This window comes from Brevibacillus invocatus (assembly GCF_003710915.1).
GTDB lineage: Bacteria > Bacillota > Bacilli > Brevibacillales > Brevibacillaceae > Brevibacillus > Brevibacillus invocatus.
In genome coordinates this window covers 1-26622 of sequence record NZ_RHHR01000050.1, presented here as the reverse complement: position 1 = coordinate 26622, position 26622 = coordinate 1, and the positions used below count along the sequence as shown (strand labels likewise).

General features: G+C 44.8%; 24 protein-coding genes. 19 read left to right on the top strand and 5 right to left on the bottom strand.

Annotated features, from left to right (window positions below; all coding sequences use genetic code 11):
* The first annotated feature begins 433 nt into the window (after positions 1-433).
* The 9 genes from EDM52_RS21995 (at position 434) to EDM52_RS25315 (ending at position 10076) form a co-directional block, all read left to right on the top strand.
* On the top strand, positions 434-1549 hold the full coding sequence (locus EDM52_RS21995; RefSeq protein WP_122911074.1) for an S-(hydroxymethyl)glutathione dehydrogenase/class III alcohol dehydrogenase: 1116 nt from the start codon (positions 434-436) through the stop codon (positions 1547-1549).
* 4 nt (positions 1550-1553) lie between these two features.
* Positions 1554-2387, top strand: a complete 834-nt coding sequence (fghA, locus tag EDM52_RS21990) for an S-formylglutathione hydrolase (RefSeq protein WP_122911101.1) — start codon at positions 1554-1556, stop codon at positions 2385-2387.
* Between the two features lie 97 nt (positions 2388-2484).
* A complete protein-coding gene (gshAB, locus tag EDM52_RS21985; protein ID WP_122911073.1) occupies positions 2485-4767 on the top strand; it encodes a bifunctional glutamate--cysteine ligase GshA/glutathione synthetase GshB in 2283 nt (760 codons plus the stop codon).
* 221 nt (positions 4768-4988) lie between these two features.
* Positions 4989-5519, top strand: a complete 531-nt coding sequence (locus EDM52_RS21980; protein ID WP_122911072.1) for a GNAT family N-acetyltransferase — start codon at positions 4989-4991, stop codon at positions 5517-5519.
* Between the two features lie 119 nt (positions 5520-5638).
* Entirely contained in the window at positions 5639-6466 is an 828-nt protein-coding gene (locus EDM52_RS21975; RefSeq protein WP_148038792.1) for a DNA alkylation repair protein, read from the top strand.
* Between the two features lie 361 nt (positions 6467-6827).
* Entirely contained in the window at positions 6828-7484 is a 657-nt protein-coding gene (locus tag EDM52_RS21970; protein ID WP_122911070.1) for a winged helix-turn-helix domain-containing protein, read from the top strand.
* Between the two features lie 104 nt (positions 7485-7588).
* Positions 7589-8614, top strand: a complete 1026-nt coding sequence (gene namA, locus EDM52_RS21965) for an NADPH dehydrogenase NamA (RefSeq protein WP_122911069.1) — start codon at positions 7589-7591, stop codon at positions 8612-8614.
* A gap of 246 nt (positions 8615-8860) precedes the next feature.
* Positions 8861-9124 (top strand): hypothetical protein, encoded by a 264-nt coding sequence (locus EDM52_RS21960; RefSeq protein WP_122911068.1) that lies wholly within the window; start codon positions 8861-8863, stop codon positions 9122-9124.
* A gap of 523 nt (positions 9125-9647) precedes the next feature.
* Positions 9648-10076: a diguanylate cyclase domain-containing protein gene (locus tag EDM52_RS25315; RefSeq protein WP_338068337.1), complete on the top strand. Its 429-nt coding sequence runs from the start codon at positions 9648-9650 to the stop codon at positions 10074-10076.
* Between the two features lie 121 nt (positions 10077-10197).
* Here EDM52_RS25315 and EDM52_RS21950 read toward each other — a convergent pair whose 3' ends face one another.
* Complete coding sequence (locus EDM52_RS21950; protein ID WP_122911067.1) at positions 10198-11316, bottom strand: deoxyribonuclease IV; 1119 nt, start codon at positions 11314-11316, stop codon at positions 10198-10200.
* 189 nt (positions 11317-11505) lie between these two features.
* Between EDM52_RS21950 and EDM52_RS21945 the strand changes: the two genes are divergently transcribed.
* From EDM52_RS21945 to EDM52_RS21910, 8 genes are all read left to right on the top strand, one after another.
* Positions 11506-12285: a sporulation protein gene (locus tag EDM52_RS21945; RefSeq protein WP_122911066.1), complete on the top strand. Its 780-nt coding sequence runs from the start codon at positions 11506-11508 to the stop codon at positions 12283-12285.
* Positions 12286-12490: 205 nt separating this feature from the next.
* On the top strand, positions 12491-13267 hold the full coding sequence (locus tag EDM52_RS21940; RefSeq protein ID WP_122911065.1) for an IclR family transcriptional regulator: 777 nt from the start codon (positions 12491-12493) through the stop codon (positions 13265-13267).
* Positions 13267-14007, top strand: a complete 741-nt coding sequence (gene pxpB / locus EDM52_RS21935) for a 5-oxoprolinase subunit PxpB (protein WP_122911064.1) — start codon at positions 13267-13269, stop codon at positions 14005-14007. The genes EDM52_RS21940 and pxpB overlap by 1 nt, the downstream gene beginning before the upstream one ends.
* Positions 14004-15008: a 5-oxoprolinase subunit C family protein gene (locus EDM52_RS21930; RefSeq protein ID WP_122911063.1), complete on the top strand. Its 1005-nt coding sequence runs from the start codon at positions 14004-14006 to the stop codon at positions 15006-15008. Before pxpB ends, EDM52_RS21930 begins: the two co-directional genes overlap by 4 nt.
* 11 nt (positions 15009-15019) lie before the next feature.
* On the top strand, positions 15020-15781 hold the full coding sequence (gene pxpA, locus EDM52_RS21925; protein ID WP_122911062.1) for a 5-oxoprolinase subunit PxpA: 762 nt from the start codon (positions 15020-15022) through the stop codon (positions 15779-15781).
* Positions 15782-15826: 45 nt separating this feature from the next.
* On the top strand, positions 15827-17014 hold the full coding sequence (locus tag EDM52_RS21920; protein ID WP_122911061.1) for an NRAMP family divalent metal transporter: 1188 nt from the start codon (positions 15827-15829) through the stop codon (positions 17012-17014).
* Positions 17015-17097: 83 nt separating this feature from the next.
* Positions 17098-17889 carry a putative hydro-lyase gene (locus tag EDM52_RS21915; protein ID WP_122911060.1) on the top strand — a complete coding sequence of 264 codons (792 nt, stop codon included), beginning with the start codon at positions 17098-17100 and terminating at the stop codon, positions 17887-17889.
* The gene (locus EDM52_RS21910) at positions 17890-19167 is read left to right on the top strand and encodes a purine/pyrimidine permease (protein WP_122911059.1); all 1278 of its coding nucleotides are present in this window, start codon (positions 17890-17892) and stop codon (positions 19165-19167) included.
* Positions 19168-19239: 72 nt separating this feature from the next.
* Here the strand turns inward: EDM52_RS21910 and EDM52_RS21905 are convergent, their stop codons facing one another.
* On the bottom strand, positions 19240-20022 hold the full coding sequence (locus EDM52_RS21905) for a SagB/ThcOx family dehydrogenase (RefSeq protein WP_122911058.1): 783 nt from the start codon (positions 20020-20022) through the stop codon (positions 19240-19242).
* A gap of 109 nt (positions 20023-20131) precedes the next feature.
* Between EDM52_RS21905 and EDM52_RS21900 the strand changes: the two genes are divergently transcribed.
* The gene (locus EDM52_RS21900; protein WP_122911100.1) at positions 20132-20992 is read left to right on the top strand and encodes a LysR family transcriptional regulator; all 861 of its coding nucleotides are present in this window, start codon (positions 20132-20134) and stop codon (positions 20990-20992) included.
* Between the two features lie 70 nt (positions 20993-21062).
* Here the strand turns inward: EDM52_RS21900 and EDM52_RS21895 are convergent, their stop codons facing one another.
* The 3 genes from EDM52_RS21895 to EDM52_RS21890 are packed head-to-tail and all read right to left on the bottom strand — an operon-like array spanning position 21063 to position 24273.
* Positions 21063-22211, bottom strand: a complete 1149-nt coding sequence (locus EDM52_RS21895; protein ID WP_245997294.1) for an McrC family protein — start codon at positions 22209-22211, stop codon at positions 21063-21065.
* A complete protein-coding gene (locus EDM52_RS24860) occupies positions 22211-22372 on the bottom strand; it encodes a hypothetical protein (protein ID WP_183185280.1) in 162 nt (53 codons plus the stop codon). Before EDM52_RS24860 ends, EDM52_RS21895 begins: the two co-directional genes overlap by 1 nt.
* Before the next feature lie 8 nt (positions 22373-22380).
* Positions 22381-24273 (bottom strand): AAA family ATPase, encoded by a 1893-nt coding sequence (locus tag EDM52_RS21890; RefSeq protein ID WP_122911056.1) that lies wholly within the window; start codon positions 24271-24273, stop codon positions 22381-22383.
* A gap of 161 nt (positions 24274-24434) precedes the next feature.
* On the opposite strand from EDM52_RS21890, the gene EDM52_RS21885 reads away from it, so the two are divergent.
* Complete coding sequence (locus EDM52_RS21885) at positions 24435-26516, top strand: EAL domain-containing protein (protein ID WP_183185279.1); 2082 nt, start codon at positions 24435-24437, stop codon at positions 26514-26516.
* Positions 26517-26622: the final 106 nt, after the last annotated feature.

Below are 26622 nucleotides of genomic sequence, written 5' to 3'. Positions count from 1 at the left end.
TGATGCTTTGTCACCTGAGTTAATGGATTTAATTTCAATCAAAGCAGCTAAATTGAAAGGAACTTATAGAGATTAAGCTATATATAATAAATTTTAATATGGTCTCAGCCAACAACATACTGGAGTATAGTTGTTTTAAAACCTTAAGAAAACTCTCACTCATTTCTTATGCTTACTTTCGACATAATAAGAAATGAGTATCAGGCGCAATTCTAAAATATGAATTGTGTCTTTTCTTTTGGAAGATGACTATGAATAACATTTAAGCCTTTCGTGGCATTTTGAATGTTCCTACCGTAATGATTTCTATTATGTTCCTTTCTTTGTTGTTATTTTGTTTATAGTGACAAAAACGTCAGTATTGTTTGATCGAATATAATATGTAATTGTGGGTAATATAAAATTAGAAAATAAAAAGGAAGAAGGGATTCATTTGAAAAGCAGAGCTGCTGTTGCATTTAAACCAGGGGAACCACTTCAAATCGTTGAAATCGATGTAGAAGAACCAAAAGCAAAAGAGGTATTAGTAAAAATTCTATATACTTCAGTCTGTCATACAGATGCCTTTACATTATCAGGCGATGATCCAGAAGGCGTATTTCCTGCTGTACTAGGTCATGAAGGTGCTGGCGTTGTCGTCGCTGTAGGAGATGAAGTGACTTCAGTAAAACCAGGGGACCATGTTATTCCATTATATACGGCTGAATGTGGAGAATGTAAATTCTGTCGTTCTGGTAAAACAAACTTATGTAGTGCCGTAAGAGAAACGCAAGGAAAAGGTTTAATGCCTGATGGAACAACTCGATTCTCTTATAATGGAGAGCCGATTTATCATTACATGGGAACAAGTACATTTAGTGAATATACAGTCGTTCCTGAAATCTCCTTAGCAAAAATTGACCCAGAAGCGCCACTAGATAAAGTTTGTCTATTTGGATGCGGTGTTACTACAGGGATTGGCGCTGTACACAATACAGCAAAAGTGGAAGAAGGGGCTGTGGCAGCCGTATTTGGTATTGGAGCGATTGGATTAGCTGTTATTCAAGGATTGGTCCAAGCAAAAGCAAGCCGAATCATTGCTGTAGACTTAAATGAGGATAAGTTTGAAATAGCCAAAAAAATGGGCGCAACCGATTTTGTAAACCCTTCTAAATTTGATAAACCAGTCCAAGAAGTCATTGTTGAAATGACGGATGGAGGAGTCGATTATAGCTTTGAGTGTATTGGAAATGTGGAAGTCATGAGGTCTGCTCTTGAATGTTGTCACAAAGGCTGGGGCGAAAGTACGATTATCGGGGTAGCTGGCGCAGGAAAAGAGATTCACACTCGTCCATTCCAATTAGTAACAGGTCGGGTATGGCGTGGATCAGCCTTTGGTGGAGTGAAAGGAAGAACTCAACTACCAGGCATGGTTAAAGAGTTTATGAATGGTGAAATTGATTTAGATCCGTATATCACACACCACTTAAACTTTAAAGACATCAATGAGGCATTTGAATTGCTTCATAAAGGAGAGTCCATCCGAACGATTTTAACATATGGAGAGTGAGAAAGTGAGTCTTAAACTTATTGAAAAACATCGCTCTTTTGGTGGAGAACAATGTAAGTACAGTCATTATTCAGAAGTCTTGCAATGTGATATGACATTTAGTATTTACTTGCCATCAAATAAAGAAATGAAAAAGATCCCTCTCATTTGGTGGTTATCTGGTTTAACTTGTACAGATGATAATTTTAGTCAAAAAAGTGGATTTCAAAGATTGGCTGAAAAATATCAAGTCGCAGTCATGATTCCAGATACTTCACCACGTGGAGAAAATGTTGCTGATGATGAAGCCTGGGACCTTGGCCAAGGTGCAGGTTTTTATTTAGATGCTACACAAGATCCTTGGGCAAAGCATTATAAAATGTATACGTATATAGTGGATGAATTGACAGCCGTTGCCTCAACTTTGGTACCAAACTTTTCAGGAGAAGAAAGCATAATGGGCCACTCAATGGGTGGCCACGGTGCTTTAGTGATTGGCTTAAAAAATCCGACCAGATTCAAAGCGATTTCTGCCTTTTCTCCAATCTTAAGCCCTAGTCAAGTTCCATGGGGGATAAAAGCTTTCTCATCTTATTTAGGTGAAGACCAAACCTCCTGGAAAGAATGGGATGCTTCAGAACTGGTCAAAGAAACTAACGTTCCACCTATCCTCATTACGCAAGGAACTCAAGATGAGTTTTATTCCAAACAATTAAAAGAAACTATTTTCTTAAATAATGCTAAAGAAAATAATCAAGTAGTGAATTATCAAAAAGTTGAAGGTTATGATCATAGCTATTTCTTTATTGCTACTTTCTTAGATGAGCATTTCGATTTCCATATGAAGTACTTAGGTTAATTCATTTAGGAATTGAAATAAAAATATCCACATTGTAACTGAATGTGGATATTTTTATCTAAAAAGACGAATGCTTTAATTAGGGGGGAAATTACCTATGGATTTTAAGAAAATGTTAGTCGATGACCAAGTGAAACCATATTTATTAAAAGCCCGTTATGGAGTTGAAAAAGAGAGTAAGCGAGTTGACTTATCCGGAAATTTAGCTAAAACAGATCACCCTAAAAGTATTTCGCAGCAAGATGAGCATCCGTATATTCAGCGGGATTTTTCAGAATTACAGATGGAAATAATTACACCTGTTGCTGAGACATTAGAGGAACTGTTTAATTATCTAGCCGCAATCCATGACGTTGCTTATCGTTCTATGGGTAAAAATGAGATGCTTTGGCCATTGAGCATGCCGCCACAGTTACCAGAAAAAGAAGAAAATATCGTGATTGCAAAATTGAAAAGTGATGAAAATGTGCGATATCGCCAAACTTTATCCAATTCTTATGGCCGTCGTAAGCAAATGCTTTGTGGTGTTCATTTTAACTTTGAATTTGGCGATGAGTTAATTCAAGCATTATTTAATGCACAATCGGAGATTAAAGATTATATCCATTTTAAAACAGAGATTTACCTAAAAGCCACAAGAAACTATTTACATTATCGATGGATAGTCACTTATTTTTATGGAGCATCTCCTATTAGTGAAAAAAATTTTTTTGAAAAGGATTTGTTGAATGAGGCAGTAAGAAGCATTCGAAGCAGCAGTAAGTATGGTTACACTAATTCTAATGATGTTCAAGTGTCATATAGCAGTATACAGAACTATCTAACAGATCTTTCTTCGATGGTTAAAAAAGGACTTCTATCTGCAGAAAAAGAATTTTATTCACCTGTCCGTTTAAGAGGTGGGCGTAATGCCGCGGAATTAGAAGTTCATGGTATTCGTTATATCGAATTGCGTAATATCGATTTAAATCCTTTTGAAACGTATGGAATTAGCTATGAACAAGCAGAATTTCTCCATCTTTTCTTAATTTATTTACTATGGAAAGATGAGGGGGAAAATTGTGATGAGTGGGTAAAAATGGGCGACGTTAACAATGATATAGTGGCTCTTGAGCATCCATTAGAGCCTACCAAATTTGAAGCAGAAGCTAAAAATATAATTCATGAGATGGAACATTTAGTGGAAATCTTAAATTTAACAGTTTCGGATACGTTATTTGTTCATCTCAGAGAAATGTTAATGAACCCAAGTAAGACTCTGGCTGGAAGACTATATGAAGAGAGTGAAAAAAGCAGTCAAAACGAAGTGGCTACTTCTATTGCGAAAGAAAACTATAAAAAATCATGGGAGAAGCCATATCAATTATCAGGATTTATCGACATGGAGTTGTCCACTCAGATTTTAATGTTTGATGCGATTCAGCAAGGAATCAAAGTAGAGGTTTTGGATCGGCAAGATCAATTTTTGAAGCTTCAACTAAAAGACCATGTTGAATATGTGAAAAATGGGAATATGACAAGTAAAGATAGCTATGTATCAGCATTAATTATGGAAAATAAAACAGTCACAAAGAAGATACTTCAACAACATGGATTCCGCGTGCCGAAAGGTGAGGAATTCCAGACAATCGAACAGGCTTTACGTTCCTATGATTTATTTTCTTCCAAATCTTTTGTTGTGAAGCCGAAAACAACAAACTATGGATTGGGAATTTCAATCTTTAAAGAAGGAGCAAATTACGAAGATTATCAAAAAGCCATCACACTGGCGTTTAAAGAGGACTCCTCTATACTAATAGAAGAATTTATTAAAGGAACAGAATATCGATTTTTTGTTTTAGATGAAAAAGTGTATGCTGTTTTATTACGAATTCCTGCGAATGTTAAAGGTGACGGCAACCATACAATTGAAGAGTTAGTCATTCAAAAGAATCGTGACCCGTTAAGGGGAAGAGATCATCGAACCCCTTTAGAAAGTATACAATTGGGTGAATTGGAGAACCTGATGCTTAAAGGTCAAGGATATCAAATAAATTCAATTCCTGAAAATGGAAAAATTATCTATTTACGTGAAAACTCTAATATAAGTACAGGTGGAGACTCGATTGATGTAACAGATCAAATACCTGAGGATTATAAAAAAATAGCAGCGGATGCTGTATCCGCACTTGGAGTCAAAATTTGCGGAATTGATTTGATTATTGAAAATACAGAAGTTCCTGCAGCTAATAAAAACGCTTACGGAATTATTGAAGCGAACTTTAATCCATCAATGTATATGCATGTTTTTCCATACAAAGGAAAGCCTCGACGTTTAACCATGCATGTTATACATTATTTATTCCCTGAACTATTACAAAGTCAGGAAACAACAAATTAGGGGTACTGACAAAACTATGTCAACGTAAAGTTGTTGAACGACAATAAGTTTATTTTACTGTTCAAAACAAACATGCGTAACCCGTCTTGTTAGGGACGGGTTGTTTAAATAATTGTTTAAATACTTTGTATAATATAAAACTGGCACTTAAAAATAATTTAGATCTATCTAGGCGAAAGAATTTAAATTTTTTACGCTTAAATCTTACAAAGGAGCATAAAATGAACATATCCACTACCATTTTCGAAGAATCACCAAGAATTCGCCTTCGCCAAACAAACTTGTGTGACCTTGACTTCGTAATTCGTGTTGAATCAAGAGAAGAGAACAAGAAATTTATTATTCCGTGGCAAAGAAGGAAACATGAGAGTGCTATTAACAATGAAGACATCGCTCATTTGATTATTGAAGATAAAGAGACAAACTATCCATTGGGATTCATTATTATTGCTGGTTTACAGAATCCAAACCAAAGTATTGAATTTATGAGGATAGTCATTACTGAGAAGGGAAAGGGGGTTGGGAGAGAAGCCTTAAAGCTTATTAAAAAATGGGTATTTGAAGAACTAAAAGCGAACAGATTATGGTTAGATGTAAAAGTAAATAATGATCGTGCGAAATCCGTTTATGAGTTGGAAGGATTCTCTATAGAAGGAACACTAAGAGAATGCTTGAAAATTGGAGACGAGTTTGAATCTCTTTTCCTAATGTCCATTTTAAAATCAGAATATGAGTATAACAAACGAAACTAATCCTGTTAGGTTACACTCACGAGCATTCGATATCGGAGGTAAAGGTAGGGCAGACTCACCTAACCTATGGATGAATATTACTCCCTTAATGCAGAAAAATAGAGAGTAGGCGATGCCATTTGTGGGAAGAACGATTTCAAGATGCTGTAGTAAGAAGTGATATTTCTGTAATGCTTGATATTTTGCATATGCAAGTCACAAAACATGCAATTACCCCCAAACAATCAGTCAAAGATAAGGCGCTAAAAATAATTTACCTGGGCTTACAACAATCAGCGACAATCTACAATGTTGGTATTCAACTCGCGAATTCGAAAAGTCCGACAGGTGAAGAGTTAGGAGCCATAGTATTAGCCACTCATTACAATGTTAATCCTTCAGAAGTAAACTCGGTTTTATTAAAACTAGCGGATAATACCCACTGGGAAGTAAGAGAGTGGGTTGCAAGTGCATGTGCTATTGTATTAACAAATAACTTTCAAAACTTTTACCCTGTTCTATTGGGCTGGACGAAAAATCATTCACCAAATGTCAGAAGAGCTGTAGTAGTAGCGGTAAAATATTCAGCAAGGAAATTGGAAGAGAACTATGCAGACCTGCTTATTGATTTGATCGAGCCCTTATTATGTGATGAAGACAGATATGTTAAAAGGAACTTAGGAGCGTTTGCAATTGGGGATGGAATATTAAAATACTATCCGAAACATCTTATCAATCGATTAAATATTTGGATTAATTCAGAAAACGAACATGTGAGATGGAATATCATGAAAATTTTTTCGACTGCTGAAGGAATCAAATATATCGAGGATTCGATACATGTGTTAAAAATTTTATCAAATGATCAGAGAAAAATAGTAAAAAGTGCATTCAAAAGCACAATTCTATCGATAAAGAAACGTGATCCTGAGATCTTCCATAAGTATTTTGGCAAATATGAAACGTGATTTTACTTTAGGCGATCTAAGAAAAAAGAGGTGATGTAGTCTTACTGTAGAGATTGAAAATTGAATATCGATAGAAAATCGAATCTAATTCACTGAGGAGGAGGTAGAAATTATGTCGTATCAATTAAAATAGCATATTAGCCCTGTTTATGATCTTCTTTCAAGTTTAATGGTATATTACAAATATTCAAATACCTCACCGGCTGTTAAGGTATCTAACCAGTTTATAATAGCATCCACTTTGGAAGTGTCTGGGCACCTCCAGATTAATAAAGCGATAAGTGGAAATGGTAGTGATATGCTGTCCAATTCCGTAATGAAATCATTATCCAACTCATTCTTAACTTTCTTAACCCATTGATTGTCCAAATTAAATGCTTTAGAACAAGTTTCACCATTTTTACTTGAGGATGTTCCAAATGAAATTGGGACAATCAAAAAGAATGCTATCCATGTTTTTAAACAATGGTACTCAGCATACTACAAAGATCAGGAATCTGACATCCAAAAAGTTCTTCTACAGGAAAAGAACCGATTTGAAGACCATTTAAGGAATTTCGGCCCTGAAAAAACAGTAGAAATGCTATGCAATGGATTAATAGTAGAAGAACACCCGGAGTTGAAGGAAGTAATCTTAATTCCTGTTTATCATACTAAACCTGTGAATGTCATATTTGATGATTTCAAAGGGTTTATGATCATATTATATCCAGTTGAGGCCATTGAAGTTCATGATTCCATGCCTCCAAATAGCTTAATGAGAATGACGAGAGCATTATCAGACGAAAAGAGACTCCGTATTTTGAAAATCCTTTCATCAGGAAATCGAAGCTTTTCAGATTTGGTCCAGTTAACGGATTTGTCAAAGAGCAACTTGCATTATCATCTGTCTTTGTTGCGAACAGCGGGATTAATCACGATACACCATGTTCCTTTTTCAAACCAAGATAAATATGGAGTTCGAGCTGGAGTATTTGATGACGTCAAGTTGATGCTAGAAAGTTATGTTTTTCATTAAATGTATAGTTTAGAGAATAGTTGCAATTCTATCCAAACTGTGTTATTAATACTTTAGTTCAAATTTTTTTGAACTAAATTTCAGTTCAATTTTGAGGTGGTTATATGAGCATCCTCTTTTCTCCAATTACTATTGGTGGTGTATCTCTAAAAAATCGAATTGTCATGTCCCCAATGGGCATGAATGCTTGCAAGGCAGAAGATGGAAAAGTTACCAATTGGCATAAAATTCATTACCCAAGTAGGGCTGTGGGACAGGTAGGTCTCATCATGGTGGAGGCAACAGCAGTATCTCTTGATGGGCGAACCGATCCTGATGATCTAGGAATCTGGGAGGATGCACACATCTCTGGTTTAAAAGAGCTTGTTACCATGGTACATGAACAAGGTGCCAAAATAGGTATTCAGCTCTGTCATGGGGGTAGAAAATCAAAAGTACCAGGAAAGATATTGGCTCCATCCGCAATCCCTTACAATGAGAACAGCATTGTCCCTGAAGCGATGACGGAAGAGCAAATTCGTGAAGTGATAGTATCTTTTAAAGAATCTGCTAGACGAGCAAAACAAGCTGGATTCGATGTATTGGAGATCCATGCTGCACATGGATATTTAATTAATCAATTTTTATCTCCGTTATCTAACAAACGTGATGATAAATATGGTGGCAATTTGGAAAAAAGGTACCAGTTTCTAAAAGAGGTCATCCATGAAATTAAAAATGTATGGGACAGCGCACTATTTGTCAGGATTTCAGCGACCGATTACCACCCCGACGGATGTTCGATAAATGACTATATGATTTATGGAAAGATGATGAAAGAACAGGGTGTTCACTTAATTGATTGTAGTTCTGGTTGGGTTGTTCCACCTAACTTCCCGGAAAGTCCTGGTCCAGGGTATCAAGTTCCCTTTGCATCACAGATAAAAAATGAAGTACAGGTTCCTACAGCGGCAGTTGGCATTATCAAAACGGGATTACAGGCCGAAGAGATACTGGCTCACGGGCATTCTGATTTGATTTTTATTGGCCAAGAATTATTAAGAGATCCTTACTGGCCAAAAAGGGCTGCACAGGAGCTTCATGTATCCATTGATGCACCTCCATCATACGAGTATATCTGGAATAAATAAGTGACCAGGTACCCATATAAAGTAGTAAAACCATGATGGAATGCCTCAAGTAATCAGCGAAGAAGATAAAGGAACAACAATCGAAATCCGACTAGCGAATCTGTAAGGAACCGCTTCATGATATTTTAACATCCAAAGCAGGTGCTTATACGGAGTAATTCCATCTCATGTCGGGCATCCTATGGTTCTGGATAGTGTTTGCATATCTGCATATGCTTTCCTACTACAAAAAGGGATGTGAACGATATGGCTGACAGAGATAATCGCACGCAAAACGAAGAAAATCATGGCGCGATGGATGCAGCTGGCGTGGATGCAGGTGAAGCTGTGGGAACCGTTGGAGGTGCCGGTGTAGGTGCAGTGGTAGGCTCCGTGTTTGGTCCGATTGGCACCATTGCCGGCGCTATCGTTGGTGGAGCAGTGGGCAATAAAGTCGGCGAGGGTGCTGGTGACGCAGCAACTTCTGACGCAGTAACCGCTGACCGCGCCGAGGATCGTGACGATCGCTAGCTCTTAGGCACCCCTAGAGGGTATTCCTTTTCCAAATCAAGAGAAAAATCGGTTCTTCCTGACATGGAAGGACCGGTTTTTGATTGTAGGAAAGTAGCAGGTCATGGAAATTTACGCTCCTGAACTCTACACCCGGGATTTTCCCGGCAGAACCAGACACAGTCAGCGGTAAAAATCGCTGCTTTTTCTTAGGATTCCAAGTTAAATGACTGTTTAAGAGAGTGGCATAAGTTGCTCAGAAGCTTTACGTGTAACCCTGCCTGCCTTCTTTATGATGGTAGTAATGTATGAAACAGTGAGGGGGGTTCTACCCTATGCACACAAACGAAACAAAACCTGCCAGTAAGTCTTCTTCACAGGCTTACGAGTCACCGATAGCGAACCGCTACCCTACCCGTAAAGGTTTTGTATCATACAGAGCTGGTCATTCTGTCTGTCGTTTTCGCCATTCTTGTGTCTTCGATTGGAAAGATTATGAATATGAATCCCGCGATCACCAGGATAGGAGGATTTCGGGAAGAGGATTTATATCAATCAGCCTATTTCCACCATCAGTTCCATTCTTGCGGAAGAAGTAAGAGATCAAACCGAGGCATGGTATGATCAATCCTTTGAGCGGATGCCTAAAAGCTACGAGACGGTTCTGCTGCATCCGAGCGGACGTCGTGTAGAGCTGAGTGTCATGAATGTACCTGTTGAAATTCAGGGACAAGTCGTGGGGAACCATCTGATTATTAAAGATATTACGGAAGAGAATCGGGTTAAGAAAAAAATCAAGCATCAGGCCTATCATGACGAATTGACCGGTCTGCCTAATCGAAGAAAGTTCTATGACGAGCTGAATCAAGCGATTGAACAGCATGAAGGGGAAGCGTCTGCAATCGCCGTGATGGTGCTGGACGTAGACCTGCGCTGTTCCCTGATCACGGAACGGATGCCGTGGATTTGCTGAAAAAAGCGGATGCTGCCATGTATATGAAGGCTGTAAACATCTCCTCATACATGAACGAAGCCGAGCAAAAACGGAGGTTGTCCTCCTGTTTTTGCTCGGCTTTTTTTCCTTATGATGTAGGTTATGCCAAAGCAGGAAATGCAAAATAGCCAGTCAAACGGTGGTTGATCTGCTCCTCCGAAAGCTCAGGGAACAGTCTGGCTTCTTTCACCATGTCATACAGACGCTCCATCGGCTCGCGGCCATCGGCTTTCTTTGCTTTCGCGTCATTCTTGAGCAGCTCCCAGATTCCTACGATGTAGTCGCGTCTGGTCACATCCTGCTTGCGGAAGAAGAAGTCCAGGCGTTCCACATGATCGAGGAATTCTTCGCCAAATCTGCCTTTCACGTCGCCGCGCAGGAGAGCGATTTCTGCCTCGTACATCGGGCGTTCCTTGCCTTTTTCCTTACCGATCCAAGGCGTCTCCAGCACCAGCGGCAAATGGCGGATTTTCTCATGATTCACGATGTAGTTCATCGCATCAAATCCGATGAGTCCGGCTCCGATCGGGGCGTGGCGGTCTTTGCCTGCGCCACGGAAATTTTTGCTGTCATTCAGATGGACGACAGCCAGACGGTCCAGGCCGATGGTACGGTCAAACTGTTCGAGGACGCCATCGAAATCGTTGACGATATCATAGCCGGCATCGTGAATGTGGCACGTATCCATGCAAACGGAAAGCTTGCTGTTGTCGTCCACCTTTTCGATAATGGCCGCGATTTCCTCAAAGCTGCGACCGATCTCGGTTCCTTTTCCAGCCATGGTCTCCAGAGCGATTTTGACATCGGTATGCTTGACCCCGGCGAGTACTTCATTCAAGCCCTCGGCGATGCGGGCAATTCCGTATTCGGCATCCTTGTCGGTGTAGGCGCCTGGGTGCAGCACGATATTCTTGACGCCGATGTAGTCGGTTCGCTTGATTTCTTCCTGCAGGAACCGGACGGCCAGCTCGAATGTGTCGTCCTTGTAAGATCCCAGATTGATAATGTAGGGGGCATGTACCACAATTTCATCTACCCCCATCTTGGCCATCATTTCTTTGCCTTCGGAGATGAATTGATCCTCGATGGGCTTGCGGCGGGTATTTTGCGGGGCTCCTGTATAAATCATGAACGTGCTTGAACCATAGGTGGCAGCCTCTTCTGCAGCATTCAGCAAACCTTTGCCGGAGAACGATACGTGCGATCCTATTTTGAGCATAGGGCAAAAACCTCCTTCGATTACTATACTTTAAAATAGCGCAAGACTGCTTATTCGTCCAATCTGGAGCGTATCGATATATTTTTTACCATGTCATTACATCAAACCAAATAATTGATATCATGGAGAAAGTAGTGAAATAAGCTGTTGGTAATGACTACATGAATCGTAATGTGAGGAGAATGAATCATGTCATTTTTCAAACGCATTGGTGCCAGCTTGGGATTGGGAGCGGCTACGGTGGAGACAGTTCTAAACCAAAATGAATATGCGCCTGGTGATACGGTAAAAGGAGTTGTCACAGTAAAGGGCGGAACGGTAGATCAACAAATCGAGGATATCGATCTGCATTTGTTCACGCAGTATCAGGTGGAGAAGGATGACAAGCGTTACTATCAGACGGTGAAAATCGGTTCGTATCGGATCACGGAAGGCTTTCAAATCGCCACGAAGGAAGAACGGCGCTTTCCTTTCTCCTTCGTGCTGCCTTTGGACACACCGATTACTTTTGGCAAAACAAAAGTATGGATCAATACGGATGTAGATATTGAAAGTGGTGTGGATACACAGGACAATGATGCGATCCGGGTGGTTGCCCATCCGTATACGGCTGCCGTGATCGAAGCGGTACAGGACATCGGTTTTCGTCTGTATCAGGCGGATTGCGAATATGCGCCCAGATTTCATCGTCGTTTGCCATTTGTGCAGGAATTCGAATTTGTACCGACGAATAGCCGTTTTCGCGGACATTTAGATGAGGTAGAGGTGATCTGCCATCCTGAATCGGATGGGATTGAAGTGTTTATCGAGATCGATCGCCGTGCGCGTGGGCTTTTCGGGTTTTTGGAAGAAGCCGCAGGGATGGATGAGAGTCTGGTGCGTGTTCGTTTTTCGAAGGCTGACTTGCAGGCGGGTAGAGGTCATCTTTCGAAACAACTGGAACAAGTCATTCGACGTTTTTCTCGCTAACGATTTGACAACTACGAAAGCTGAGCGATAAACAGGTATTCAAGTCCTGTTTATCCTCGGCTTTTTTTACGCAGACTAGGTAAATGTTGTTTTAAATAGATTGAAAATTAACCATTGTCATTCAATTGGCGAAGGAAGTATAATGTTGTTCAAGAACCAAATAACGGAACGACAATTCCGATATTCGGAACGGAGGAATGGTTGTTTGTCAGATAAAAACAGTACCGTGTTAAAAGCAGCAGAGCTTTTGCAGCTATTTTTGTCACATCCCTCTCTTTCACTGCCGCAAGCCGTCAAATTATCCGGTCAGCCGAAAACATCGGTGCATCGGATGCTCTCCTCCCTGGAAGAGACGGGATTCGTGCGTCGAACAGCTGACGGCGCCTACGAACTGGGATTTGTCTTTTTACAATTTGGACATGCGGTTGCCGAAAGATTGGATATTCGCAAAATAGCTCTGCCTGTCATGCAGCGACTTCGGGAGGAGATCGGGGAAGCTGTGAACCTGATTGTTAGGGACGGCCACGAGGCAATCTATGTAGAGAAAGTAGATACGACGGAACCAGTCCGTGTATTTACGGCAATTGGCCGCCGCGCCCCTTTGTATGGGGGAGCTTGTCCGCGCATTCTACTGTCGTATATGCCAGACGCAGAAATAGAAGCGTACTTCAAAGATGTAAAAATGGAGCGTATTGCAAATAATACCATTACAGATTTGGAGCAGTTGCGAAGAGTGATTGAAGATACGCGTAAAAACGGGTATACGATTAGTCATTCTGAACTTTATAACTACACATCCGCAGTAGGAGCACCCATCTACAACCACTCTGGAAAGGTCGTTGCTGGTCTGAGTATTGTGGGGCCGGAAAATCGCTACGGAGACGATAATTTACCGTTCTACATCCAAAAAACGGTGGCCGCAGCCCAAGAAATTTCGGATAAGCTGGGGTGGCATCAAGCAGGGAAAGGAGAGGGTTCCTGATGGAAGCAACGTTTCAGCCATTGGGCGATCAGGCTGTCGTGGTGCAGTTTGGCACGACGATGAGTCTGGAGGCATATCAACAGGTCAGGCAAGTTGCCTCAATGCTGGACAGGCAGCCCATACCAGGGATGGTGGAATACATCCCTGCCTATACGACCATTACGATCTTTTACAACCCGCAAGTAGTATACGACTGGTACCAGAGTCAGGGAACCAAAGAGCGGGAACAGGATGCCGATTCCCTCTACCAAATATGCTGCAACCTGATTCGGGAACAACTGAACCATGCCGAGCACCAGAGCGAAAGAGCAGATAGAACGATTGAGATACCGGTTTGCTATGGCGGGGAGCTGGGGCCAGATCTGGGTGATGTAGCAGAGTTGAATCAGCTCACCGAGCAAGAAGTGATCGATATCCATGCAGGGGGAGACTATCTGATCTATATGATCGGATTTGCTCCAGGATTTCCGTATATCGGCGGAATGTCGGAACGGATCGCGGCGCCACGACGGAAATCTCCACGTCTGTCGATTCCATCTGGCTCTGTCGGGATCGCTGGAAAGCAGACAGGTATTTACCCGATGGAAACACCAGGCGGGTGGCAAATCATTGGTCGGACTCCACTCCGACTGTTTCGTCCCGAGGATGATCCGCCCAGTTTGTTGCAAGCGGGAGATCGGGTTCGTTTTTACCCTATTTCCTATGACGAATTCCTGGCGTTCGAGGAGGGATCATCGTGACCGTACGTGTGATTCGACCGGGATTGCTGACTTCAGTACAGGATGCAGGCAGGTATGGCTTTCAGAAGCATGGCGTGATTGTGAGCGGTGTGATGGATCCGCTGGCTCACCGATTGGCCAATATGCTCGTAGGCAACGAGGAGTTGGCTGCCACCCTGGAAATGACATTGAGAGGCCCGACGCTGGAGTTTCAGGAGGATGCGTTGATTTCCATATGTGGCGGTGATTTGTCTCCGACCGTAGCGGGAGTCTCGGTGCCCTTATGGAAGCCGATTCTTCTACGTAAGGGGAGTGTTCTGGACTTTGGTCAATGCCGCACAGGGACCAGAGCGTATCTCGCCATAGCAGGAGGGTGGAATGTGCCCCTGGTCATGAATAGCCGCTCTACGTATTTGCGTGCAGGTATTGGGGGGCACGAAGGACGGGCGCTTCGGACAGGAGATGAATTGCAGGCGGGGGAGCTGACCGGATTGGGAGGAAGAATTGCCATGCGATTGAGCATTCAGTCAGGTGGCACTTCATTCGTTGCTTCAGAGTGGGGGATTGCAAAGGAGATGCTTCCATCCTACTCTTCAGAGCCATTGATTCGCGTCATGCGTGGCAATCAGTACGAGTGGTTTACAGCGGACAGCCACAACGCCTTTTTTTCAGAGCCATACCGTGTTACACCGCAGTCTGACCGTATGGGATATCGACTGGATGGACCGAAGCTGGAGCTGACCGAACAGAGCGAGCTAATCTCTGAAGCGGTGGCTTTTGGAACCGTGCAGGTTCCGGCGGAGGGAAATCCGATTGTCCTGCTGGCTGACAGACAGACTACGGGCGGCTACCCCAAAATAGCTCAGATTGCCACTGTGGATTTGCCGCTGATGGCGCAGAGCAAGCCGGGTGACTGGATTCGCTTTGCGGAAATCAGTCGGGAAGAAGCGGAATGGCTGTGGATGCTAAGAGAGAGTGAAATTCGCCAACTGAAGATGGGGATTTTGCTCAAAAACGCCTAGGAGGGATATATGTGTATTACGTCGATTTGAATTGCGACATGGGCGAGAGCTACGGTGCCTACCGGATGGGGAATGACGAAGCTATTTTGCCATACATCACATCGGCCAATATCGCATGTGGCTACCACGCAGGGGACCCGGCTACCATGCGCAAGACCGTGCAGCTGGCATTGAAAAATGATGTGAAGATCGGCGCTCATCCGGGTCTGCCTGACCTGCAGGGGTTCGGAAGGCGGAACATGGCGATCACTGCCGAGGATGCCTATGATATGGTCGTCTATCAGGTTGGGGCCTTGCAGGGATTTGTACAAGCTGAAGGGGGAGTGATGCAGCATGTGAAGCCACACGGCGCCTTGTACAACATGGCAGCTGCGAAGCCAGAGCTGGCGAAGGCGATTGCCGAAGCGGTATATCGAATCAATCCACAGCTGTATCTGGTCGGGCTGGCAGGTAGTCATTTGATCACAGAGGCAGAAAAAGCAGGGCTTAGAACCAAAAGTGAGGTCTTTGCGGATCGCACCTATCAGCAAGACGGGACTCTCACCCCGCGCAGCCAATCGGATGCACTGATCACAAGCGATGAGCAGGCCGTACAGCAAGTGATCCGTATGATTAAAGAAGGTAAAGTACTCACAAGACAGGGCGTAGACTTCGCCATTAAAGCAGATACGGTCTGCATCCACGGGGACGGTGCCCATGCTTTGTCATTCGCAAGGGAGATCCGTGAGACGCTGGAAAAAACCGGAGTCAAAGTCAGAGCTATGTCGCTGTAAGGAAAAAAAGAAAAAGACAAAAGTAAAACGGAGTGAAGCCATCATATGAAACAATCAAAATTGAGTTTGCTCTTGGGGGCAGCCTTCCTGATGGCAACATCAGCGATTGGCCCAGGTTTTCTTACACAAACGACTGTCTTTACACAAACCTTGGCTGCGAGTTTTGGATTTGTCATCCTGATGTCCATTTTGTTGGATATCGGAGCACAGATGAACGTATGGCGCATTATCGCCGTTTCTGAAAAAAGGGCTCAGGACATCGCCAACATGGTCCTGCCTGGCATGGGTTATCTGGTTGCGATCCTGATCGTGATGGGGGGCCTAGCTTTTAATATCGGAAACGTGGCTGGTGCGGGTCTCGGGCTGAATGTCCTGTTCGGTATACCAGCCGAAACGGGAGCACTGGCCAGCGCAGTGATCGCAATCGGTATTTTTCTCGTTCGTGAAGCGGGCAAGCTGATGGACCGCTTTGCGCAAATCATGGGTTTTATTATGATTGGTCTTACGATATACGTAGCAGCGGTTTCCTCTCCACCGGTTGGCGAGGCCGTTATTAAATCTTTTGTACCTGATACGATTGACGTTCTTGCCATCGTAACCCTGGTGGGTGGAACAGTCGGCGGCTATATCACGTTCGCGGGAGGTCATCGTCTCCTGGATGCAGGGGTAAAAGGTGTCTCGGCTTTGCCAGAAGTAACAAAAAGCTCGATTTCCGGGATTGTAGTGGTATCCATCATGCGCGTCGTGCTCTTCCTCGCTGTGCTTGGGGTTGTCTCACAAGGTCTGCAATTGGACCCGGCAAATCCTCCAGCTTCCGTCTTTCAGCTGGCAGCAGGCGATATCGGCTACAAGATCTTTGGAGTGGTGATCTGGGCAGCTGCGATTACTTCCGTCGTGGGGTGTGCCTATACATCCGTTTCGTTTATCCGGACCTTTCATTCCAGTCTGGACAAGCATCACAAATGGATCATTATCGGCTTCATTGTTGTCTCTACGCTGGTGTTTCTCATCGTTGGGCGTCCAGTCAAGATTCTCGTACTGGTAGGTGCCTTGAACGGACTGATTTTGCCGATCACCCTGGGGGTCATGCTGGTTGCCGCCTATAAGAAAAAGATTGTCGGCGACTACAAGCATCCGGTATGGATGACCGTTTTTGGTGGAATTGTCGTGGTTTCGATGGCGATTATGGGAGTTTACACCTTGGTCAACGAATTACCCAAGCTGATGCTATAATGGGATGAACTTTACGAACCGCAGGATGGATTGTACTGGCCTGCGGTCGTTTATTGGAATGGAAACCAAGGGAGGAATTCGATATGCATTCCATTGCTGATCTGTCACCGCAAGAAGCTCGTCAATGGATAAGAGAACAACGCTGGCAAAAACCGACGGCGGGAATGGCGAATGGATATACGCAGGCGAACCTGGCCATTTTACCCCGCTCACACGCATTTGACTTCTTGTTATTTTGCCAGCGAAACCCGAAGCCGTGCCCTGTGATAGACGTCACCGATCCGGGTTCAGCAATACCACGACTTGTGGCACCGGATGCGAACCTGCTCACGGATATTCCGAAGTATCGTGTCTACAGGCACGGAGTACTGACGGAGGAAACAACCAGCATTGAACACGTATGGCAGGATGACATGGTTGCCTTTTTGCTTGGCTGCAGCTTTACATTTGAAAGGGCGATGCTCGAAAACGGCATTCCGGTGCGGCACATCGAACAAGAGTGCAATGTACCGATGTATGTTACCAACATCGCTTGCGAAAGCGCAGGTGCATTCTCGGGTCCGATGGTGGTGAGCATGCGCCCGGTTCCTTACGATCAAGTCGTGCGGGCTGTACAAGTAACCTCCCGTTTTCCCGCCGTTCACGGAGCGCCTGTTCATATCGGGGATCCAAGTGCTATCGGGATCCAAGCGATCAATCGACCTGATTTTGGAGATCCGGTTCCCGTTCGTGAAGGAGAAGTTCCTGTCTTTTGGGCATGTGGAGTAACGCCGCAAGCTGTGGCGATGCAATCGAAGCCGGAAATCATGATTACGCATGCTCCTGGACATATGTTCATTACCAATCTGCGCGACGAACAATTTGGGGTGCTTTAAATGAGACTAGCACTCTCTACCCTGCAATGGGCAATGTTTATTCTTGCTGGAAGCGTAGTGGCTCCGTTGGCGATTGGCCAGGCATATGGCATGTCGCCCCAGGAAATCGGTGAGTTTGTGCAGCGTACACTGTTTGTATTGGGAATCGTCGCTCTCATGCAGACATGGTGGGGACATCGCATGCCGATTATGGAAGGACCAGCAGCCCTGTGGTGGGGAGTATTCCTCTTGTTTGGATCCATGGCTCCTGCAATCGGACAGGAGCCTCGGTCCATTTTGCCGGTACTCGGGCTGGGGCTGATCTTCAGCGGGGTCCTGTTCGTGATCATGAGTGTGTGCGGTTGGATTGCCGTGATTCGTCGATTGTTTACACCAGCAGTCATCGGTACTTATTTTATTCTCCTGGTATTACAAATGAGCGGTCCTTTTTTAAACGGCATCCTGGGCAGTACATCCGAGTCCTTCGACTCATGCGCAACGGCCATTGCCATCGCCACTCTGATTTTGTCTCTTATGCTTGCGCGCAGCAGCAAAGCTTTCTTGAGGAACTACTCCGTGTTGATTTCCATCCTGTTCGGATGGTCGCTGTTTCAAATTTTTGGACTTCAGGAACCATTTGGAGAAGTGAGTGAGCCCGTGATCACCATGCCGGATATGTGGTCATTCGGTTGGCCGCAATGGGATGGAGGCATTATTCTCACCTCGGTGATCGTCACCTTGCTCTTGCTGAGCAACATGATTGCCAGTATGGAGGCAGTAGGCCAAGTGGTCGGTCACAAGGATCAGGGGAGTGAGAAACGCACAGGACTGATCATGGGTACAAGTCAGCTCTTATCGGCATCCTTTGCTACGGTCAGCTTCGTACCGCTCTCCTATACGGCCGGGTTTATCATGACGACTCGGATGAAGGAGAAGCTGCCGTTTCTTCTGGGAAACATCTTTTTGGTGGTGATCAGCTTTTTCCCTGTCATTACGAGAATATTTGCCTCGATCCCGGTGTCCGTTGGCTACGCCAGTATTTTTCTGTCCTTTGTGAACATGCTCGGGATGGGATTGCGAGAGGTTGGCCGCGCTGGACTAGGGGAAAGGCAGGTTTATATCGTAGGGATTTCACTCATGATCGGAACGGGCTGCATGTTTTTGCCTGCTTCTTTTTTCATGCTGATTCCCACTTTCCTGAGTCCCTTGATCAGCAACGGCCTTCTGATGGGAGTAGCCAGTTGTTTGGTGCTGGAACGCCTGGTTCGCAAAGAAGAGGCTGCCGAGAGTTCGTACTGACAGTTTCTCAGACAAAATGGTTGCTATCGTGTTTTGACCCCTGTCCGAAGGATAGGGGTCAAAGTATTTCTTTTACTCTGGCCTCCGGTCCTTCAGCCAATGCCTACCGGATACCTTTCCCGCCGAAGCCATGAGAACGGATAAGTGAGAGACTCCGTCGATTCCCAGATAGTCGTGCATGTTTTGATCCATCCAGTGACCGATTGTCGTGACTCCCAGACCCAGAGCATTTCCGACAACTTGAAGATTTTGGGCTACATGCCCGGCATCCCACCAAATATAGCGATAAGCCCGCTCTTTGTATTTATCCTTCGTTCGATCGACCACCGCCGTCCACACAAAGTTAACGGCAGCTCGTTTCGTCATTTCCTGTTCTTCGGTGTACAGATAAGCAATCTGTGCGGGATCTTCCTTCTTTAAGCCCTCAAGGCACCAATTTTCCACATCCAGATGATACAGCCCCTTGTCCAACCCTTCCACGTGATTGACCAGCAAATATGTTTCAATCGGGTAAAGGGCTCCTGCTGAAGGAGTAGTGCGCAATTGATAATCTCCCATATCAGCCGTGATCCCTTGGGTACCCCAGAGCAGAATATTCAGTTCATTCAAGGAAAGGGGGTCAGGAAGGAAATTCCTCTTGGAGCGTCGGTTTGCGAAAAGCTCCCATAGATCAGGAGTAGCCGGAAACTGGGGCTCGCCCAAAGGGATCCGCGTAAAACACTCTTCATAGCGCAAGTAGGTGGCAGGTCTTTTGGAGAAGTCATAGCGGGCTGCCCAGCCTTTCTCCAATTCTCCCACAGAGTATGAGGTTGCTTGTATAAAGTCGTTCGCGATTCGTTGCCAATTTGGATTCATCGAATATTACCTCCTTGCCACCTACTATAACGCCCGCCTTTCCATTAGTAAAACAACTGTTTATAATATATAGAATAAGATTTTACTAATGGATTGGGTGATGTTTTTCATGACTTTAGCACAGCTTCAGGTTTTCGTAGCCGCGGCCAAGGCAGGTTCGTTCACTCGGGCAGCAGAGGATATCGGCTTGACACAGTCTGCCGTTTCTCAAATGATCAACAGTCTGGAAAAGGAATTAGGTGTCGCCTTGTTCCATCGCAGTCGAAATGGCATCACGACTACCAGCATCGGTGAGCGCATGCTGCAGCACACACGGGAGATCCTGCAGATCACGGCCTGTATGGCGGAGGAGGCTTCTTCAGCACGCGGCTTCTCATCGGGAACATTGCGCATTGCCTCGATCCCGAGCATGGCTTCGCGAATTCTCCCCGGTTTGCTTGGCGCGTTTCGAAAAAAGTACCCTGCAGTAGAGATCACGTTGTTTGAAGGAAAAAACGATGAAATTCATCATTGGCTATCTCATTCGGTTGTAGATATCGGGATTACGGTATTCCCTGAAAAGGAATTACAAACGATCCCCTTGATTCAGGAAAATTTGATGGTGATTCTTCCCCAGTCAGATCCACTGCATGACCAACCACATCTATCGTTTGACCAGATAGAAGAGCGGTGCTTTATTATGCAAAAGGACACCTGCTATAAAAGCATCTTGCTGGAGAACAGCATTCATCCCAAGGCAACGATTGAAGTGCGCGATCCGAGCACAATCGTCAGCATGGTGCAGGAAGGCATCGGGGTCAGCATCATGCCTGAGCTTTCCGTCCCCTTGACCACAGCGAAGGTTCGCATGATTCCTCTGAATCCTTCCATCACACGCCAAATGTTCATCGCTGTACGAAACTGGCAGACAATATCGCCGCTAACCGCTGAATTTGCCTTGCACTGCCAGAAGTACGTGGAGGAATCATGAATAAATAAGGGGCTGTCCAGAAAGTCAGAACATCCTGACCTCCTGATACAGCCCTTTTCGGCATGTCCGACTATGGGGTATCAAGCATGACTTCATGTATTTGCTGCACAAGCTGTTGAATGCTGTGGTCTATCTGAATCAAATCTACGAACCCGATCCGGACAGTCACGCCATCTTTGCTCCGATACGTGAAAGGCTCTGTCGTGTTACCCATGCTGCCCGTCGACGGATACAGCAAAAATACCGTTTTGGCGCCGTATTTTTGATGGTAGGCATATGCCTGATACATATCGGATTGTGAAATGCCGTAGTTGCTCTGTTCAGTCGAAAGCCGTTTCCACTTTGTATCCAAGACAATGGAAGAATCGCCGCGCTGCACGACAATGTCAGGCTTCAGTAAGAACCTTTTGGGCTCGTCAAACAAGTGGTGGACGCGATCCTGTGTCTTGATGCGGTAGATGCCTTTGTCCAATGCCTTGCTCAGCTTTCCCGCGACATAGCTCTCAAATACCTTTTCCATCGGAAACAGAAGCGAGTAGGCCAATCCATTGCCGGAAAAGGAGGTAAAGCTCTGTTTGCGCAAAAAGATCGTGCACCATTGTATGATCGTGGCGTATTCCTTCATGCTGGAGTCGGACACCACTCGCGCAAAATCATGGTCAGGATGTACGGAAACGTCTACAGACTCAAAAGCGGCCAATAGCAGGCGAATGTCTTTTTTATTTTTGCTGCTGGAGCTGCATCTTTGCAAAGCCTCCAGTGTAGTCTTGATCAGCCTGTTTTCCGGGCGATTGATGCTGAATACATCGTATTCGATAAAAAATCGCTCTTTGTGGGCGATGTTGGATTTGATGTGCTGGGAGAACAGCCATTTTCCCTTTAAAAAATGCTCATTGTCCTGATGGGGTACATAGTCTGATTTCAGTCCGCGCTTGACCAAGGTGTAGACTTCCTCGATGAACATCCGGATAAAGATTTCGAGGATATTCATGTTCTCCAGTTTGACGTGGGAGAAATGAAAGGTTTTGTACGGGATTTCCTGCAGGAATTTCAGCATGTCCAAAAAAACGCGTTTGGTTTCGTCTGCTGAGCTTTCCTGGTCGTGCGTATACACTTTGGGCAATATCTCCAGCTCAGTTCCGTCGCGCAAGGTGATTAACCCTACATAGTTCTTCGCACTGATGATTTTGCCGATACCGCGTTTGCTGGAGAGGCTCATCAGCTCCAAGGCATCGGCAGCTCCATCCTGTTTTTTATAGACAGGATGAACTGTTCCAGCTGGTCAAAAGTAGACTCAGGTAAGGGATGGTAGTGGTTGGACGACACGATGACATTTCGGGTGAATGAATCGTATTCTTTCATGAAAAATCGTTGAGTCATGCCTGCACCTACACGCTGTAAATTTTGCGAAATGCTTCAGGATTTTTGAAGGCACTTTCATTGATTGCATAAGAAACCTCGTCGTCCAAATCCATCTCACTAGCGCTTCCGAACAAATCGGTTACATCGATCTGCTTGGCGTGGATAAACTGCTCATTGTAAGCCTTGTTCAGATCCCCAAGCACTAGTCGGATTTTGTGATAATCCTCGTAAAAGTACTCCTGCATCAAGGGGAGGATGGCATTTTTAAAAATATGGGCAAGGTTCTCCAAAGATGGATCGCTGGCCAACGGTAAGAAGTAGGCGTGCCCGATGGTGTGCTCGCGGTCATACAGCACTTCGATCCGGCGGTTCATTTTCGTCAGCATTGCCACGAGATCAAGGTCAGCTACTTGAATATCCTGGAGAAGTCCAGGGTCAGGCATCATCTCTGCAAAGCGAAAACGGCGCCGCAGAGCAGTATCGAGTCGGGCAATCGAGCGGTCTGCCGTATTCATGGTGCCCAGGATATACACATTGTCAGGAACACCGAACTCGACCTGGGAGTACGGCAGCCTTACTTTTAATTCCTCAGCTTGTCCGATGCGCTTGGTCGGTTCGATCAGCGTGATCAACTCGCCGAAGATTTTGGAAATATTGCCGCGATTGATTTCATCAATGATGAAGACGTAACGGTTGCTGTTCTCTTGGATCGCGCTGCTGGGAGACGGGTTATGCTTTTGAATCATATGCAGCACATCGGAGAGCGTAATCCGGTTCAGCCTGTAGACAGAGCCCAAGGTCATGACCTTGTTTCCGTTCAACGCATAGATGTTTTCGCGAATATCCGTGATCAGCCAGTTTACGCTCCGTGTTCTGCGATGGTCGGGGAGACTGTCCAGCCACTTGTATTCACCCGTGACGACACCAATCGCATCAATGGTTTTTTCATCGTAGAGGACGAGCACAAGATCACCGATCATCATTTCGTCGATGAATCGGGTCAGGATATTGGCTCCCCCGTATGGGCTGAAGTCTGTTGCTTCCGTGATCTTTTCACCGTAGCCATCCCATCCGATTCGAATGCGGTCATGGTTGAAGCAGTCTCTTTTTACAGCGTTTTCCCCAGAGCCTCCCAGAGACAGCTTCCAGATCGTCGGGTCTTGGCGAATTCCGTATTCATTGCTCTCCGAGACGATCGGGGCCTCCGCCTTTTCGCAAAATGCTTTAAACAAGCCTGCTTTGATTTCATAGGAAATGCTTTCTGTGCTTTGGTCCTGGTTTTCCTGATCCAGCTTTGGCTTGATTCCTTCGATAAACTCTTCGTAGCCATACGACTGATGGAAGGTCGTAAAGGCGATCTGACCTTGCTCCTTGTATGTACGATAACGTGTCAACACCTGTTCGTAGCCGTCTGTTGCAATCTCCAGCTGGATGGCGGCCAGTGTCTTGTTTTCGATCATAGCGACCGCGTATGCAACGGTGTTATAGGTTTTTCCTGTTCCAGGAGGGCCGTATAATAGGATATTTTTGTCCATGGCGCGTACCTCTGTTTCTGCTGTTAGATGTTGCGGGGAGGAAGAAGGCTCCCCGGAAAGCTCGCCTGTTTCCTGCTGGACGAGAAGTTCTTCGTAGTATTGCAGGGCATATTGGAAAGCGCGATTTCCCGCTTGGTCGTTCACTTCCTTGAAGTTATCTGCCCCTTCCATGATGGCTCTTACCTTTTTGAAGGTAGTTGTTGAAGTAATTTCAAACACATTCCTTGTCTCAACTTCAATGCCAGTAAGCTTTTTGGGGGCATTGGACAAAGCAGATGTGTAGGACGTGATGGTGTTCTCGGAGTACCGTTCACCATTGGCTTTCGTGCGTGACCGTAACCATTGAATAAAGGCGGTTCGTTGTTGCTTGACTAAATCTATCATTTTATTGGCTCCAGGTTTTTAGTTTAAGTATACACAAAGGGGGATCACCAACGTAATTCTGTGTTCATTCAGAAAACATTCAGAAGGCTCATCTATATTTTTCTTAATTGCTAGTTTGCTGATTTGTGAATGGAATGAACCAAGGAGGCAGGAGGATTTGCGTGGAGCCAAGAACAATTCCGCAGGTTTTGCAGGTTGAGAATATCCCTGAACCGATTATTTCGATAAATGAACAAGGACAGATTGTGTACATGAACAAAGTGGCTGCTGCCTATGCCGAGCAGTATGTAAATGGATTACAGGAGGGCATATGCTTTTCTGCCTTCATTCGTGAAGGGGAATGGGAGCCTGACGTGCATGGAGCGAGTACCATTCATCTGAAGGATGATACGGGCAGGCTGTTGACATGGGAAGTGCATGCTTTTCCCAAATACGCAGATGAAAAAAGACAGGGGTACGATCTTTTTATTCGCGACCGTACGCCGTATGTACGGCTACAGGAGCTCTCCGACGAGATCAAAGCGTGCTATACACAATTGCTGGATGTGTACTTAGATCCGATCATGATCATTCAGAACGAGCGCATTATGTTTATCAATGAAAAAGCGGAAGAAGTGATGGGAGGAACGTATGATCAATTGATCGGCGAATCGATTCACCGATTTATCCCCCAGGATTATCGCGAGCAGGTACTTTGTCGAAATATATACCCAAATCATTCCGAGAAACGTACTGAACTGACGGAAATACAAGTGTATAATTTGCAGGATGAGATCTTGGATGTAGAGATTGCCAGTAGCGTGATTCAGTATAAAGGAAAACCAGCCTTTATGACGGTCATGCGAAACATTACAGAACGCAAGCAGTTCCAGTATGAGATCACGCACATGGCTTATCATGATGCATTGACGGGATTGCCGAATCGAAGGAAATTCATTCAGCAATTGCATCACCTGATCGAGCAAAGTAACAAGAAAGCTTCAAATTTTGCTGCCATGGCGATTGATATTGATCGATTCAAGAACATCAACGACTCTCTCGGTCATTCCTATGGCGATTACTTTTTAGTAGAAATGGCAAATCGGATCCTGGTGAGCCTCTCTGACTACGATGCAACTGTAGCGAGAATGGGAGGGGACGAATTCACGATCCTCGTACATCAATTCGATGATCCAAGTGAACTGAACCAGATCGCAGAAAAGATTACGGATGCTGTTCGCCAGCCCTTTCATCTGAAGGATTGCGACTTTTATGTGACCGCCAGTATTGGCATTGTCATCTACCCGCAGGATGGAATGTCTGTAGAAGAGCTGATAAAAAATGCAGATTCGGCGATGTATGAGCAAAAGAAAAGCGGGAAAAACGGATACTGTTTCTTCTCGCACGAACTGGAAGCGCAGATGAAAGAGAAGGTAGAATTGGAAGGTGATTTGAGAAGAGCACTTGCGTTCAACGAACTCATCCTTTACTACCAGCCGCAATACTACGCGGTTCATGCAGATCATCAAACCATGATTGGAGTGGAGGCGCTCGTACGCTGGAATCATCCGACGAGAGGATTGCTGACTCCGGAACAATTTATCCCGTTGGCAAAAGAGACAGGATTCATTTTTGAAATTGAGACTTGGATATTACGTGAGGCATGTCGACAAATGAAGGCTTGGCAGGAGCAAGGCGGGCCGCTTATGCCTGTGTGGGTCAATTTGTCGTGTGTACAATTTTATCAACTCAATTTTAAACAGAAGGTTGTTCAGATTCTGGAGGAGACAGGTCTGGAGCCCCAGTATTTAGGTTTGGAAATTACAGAGGGCACGATGATGGATCCTTCGTTTTCCGAGGATGTGCTGAGCGCGTTGGATGCCTTGGGTGTGAGGATTAGCTTGGATGACTTCGGTACCGGGTACAGCTCTCTCCGTTATTTACAGCGTTCTGCTATCCATAGACTGAAGATCGATCGATCGTTAACCAAAAACATCGTAGAAAACAGCAGTAACCAGGTGATCGTAGCCACGATTATTGCGATGGCAAGAAAATTGGAGCTGGATGTCATTGCGGAAGGGATCGAGACGCGGGACCAATTGAATTTCTTGTTAGGGATTGAGTGTAATGATATCCAGGGCTTTTACTTCAGCCGTCCGTTATCGGCAAGAGATATAGAAGAAGTTCTTTTCGCTAAAAATCACTATCGTTCTTCTAGCGTAGAAGGTCAACATTCGACTATAGAGATTTCACCAACGAGATGAAGCAAGATGGATTTCACCTACTCAATCGTCCCTTGGGCGATTTTTTTATACTATCGGAAAGTTTAAGTGCGCTAAAGCGCTAAAAAGATTAGCGGAAGAAGTTTAA

What these genes read in the sequence shown, in the direction of transcription:
- gshAB (WP_122911073.1), top strand. Translation starts at nt 2,485, where the DNA reads ATGGATTTTAAGAAAATGTTAGTCGATGACCAAGTGAAACCATATTTA.
- EDM52_RS21980 (WP_122911072.1), top strand. Translation starts at nt 4,989, where the DNA reads ATGAACATATCCACTACCATTTTCGAAGAATCACCAAGAATTCGCCTT.
- namA (WP_122911069.1), top strand. Translation starts at nt 7,589, where the DNA reads ATGAGCATCCTCTTTTCTCCAATTACTATTGGTGGTGTATCTCTAAAA.
- EDM52_RS21960 (WP_122911068.1), top strand. Translation starts at nt 8,861, where the DNA reads ATGGCTGACAGAGATAATCGCACGCAAAACGAAGAAAATCATGGCGCG.
- EDM52_RS21950 (WP_122911067.1), bottom strand. Translation starts at nt 11,316, where the DNA reads ATGCTCAAAATAGGATCGCACGTATCGTTCTCCGGCAAAGGTTTGCTG.
- EDM52_RS21945 (WP_122911066.1), top strand. Translation starts at nt 11,506, where the DNA reads ATGTCATTTTTCAAACGCATTGGTGCCAGCTTGGGATTGGGAGCGGCT.
- pxpB (WP_122911064.1), top strand. Translation starts at nt 13,267, where the DNA reads ATGGAAGCAACGTTTCAGCCATTGGGCGATCAGGCTGTCGTGGTGCAG.
- EDM52_RS21920 (WP_122911061.1), top strand. Translation starts at nt 15,827, where the DNA reads ATGAAACAATCAAAATTGAGTTTGCTCTTGGGGGCAGCCTTCCTGATG.
- EDM52_RS21915 (WP_122911060.1), top strand. Translation starts at nt 17,098, where the DNA reads ATGCATTCCATTGCTGATCTGTCACCGCAAGAAGCTCGTCAATGGATA.
- EDM52_RS21910 (WP_122911059.1), top strand. Translation starts at nt 17,890, where the DNA reads ATGAGACTAGCACTCTCTACCCTGCAATGGGCAATGTTTATTCTTGCT.
- EDM52_RS21905 (WP_122911058.1), bottom strand. Translation starts at nt 20,022, where the DNA reads ATGAATCCAAATTGGCAACGAATCGCGAACGACTTTATACAAGCAACC.
- EDM52_RS21900 (WP_122911100.1), top strand. Translation starts at nt 20,132, where the DNA reads ATGACTTTAGCACAGCTTCAGGTTTTCGTAGCCGCGGCCAAGGCAGGT.
- EDM52_RS21895 (WP_245997294.1), bottom strand. Translation starts at nt 22,211, where the DNA reads ATGAGCCTCTCCAGCAAACGCGGTATCGGCAAAATCATCAGTGCGAAG.
- EDM52_RS24860 (WP_183185280.1), bottom strand. Translation starts at nt 22,372, where the DNA reads ATGACTCAACGATTTTTCATGAAAGAATACGATTCATTCACCCGAAAT.
- EDM52_RS21890 (WP_122911056.1), bottom strand. Translation starts at nt 24,273, where the DNA reads ATGATAGATTTAGTCAAGCAACAACGAACCGCCTTTATTCAATGGTTA.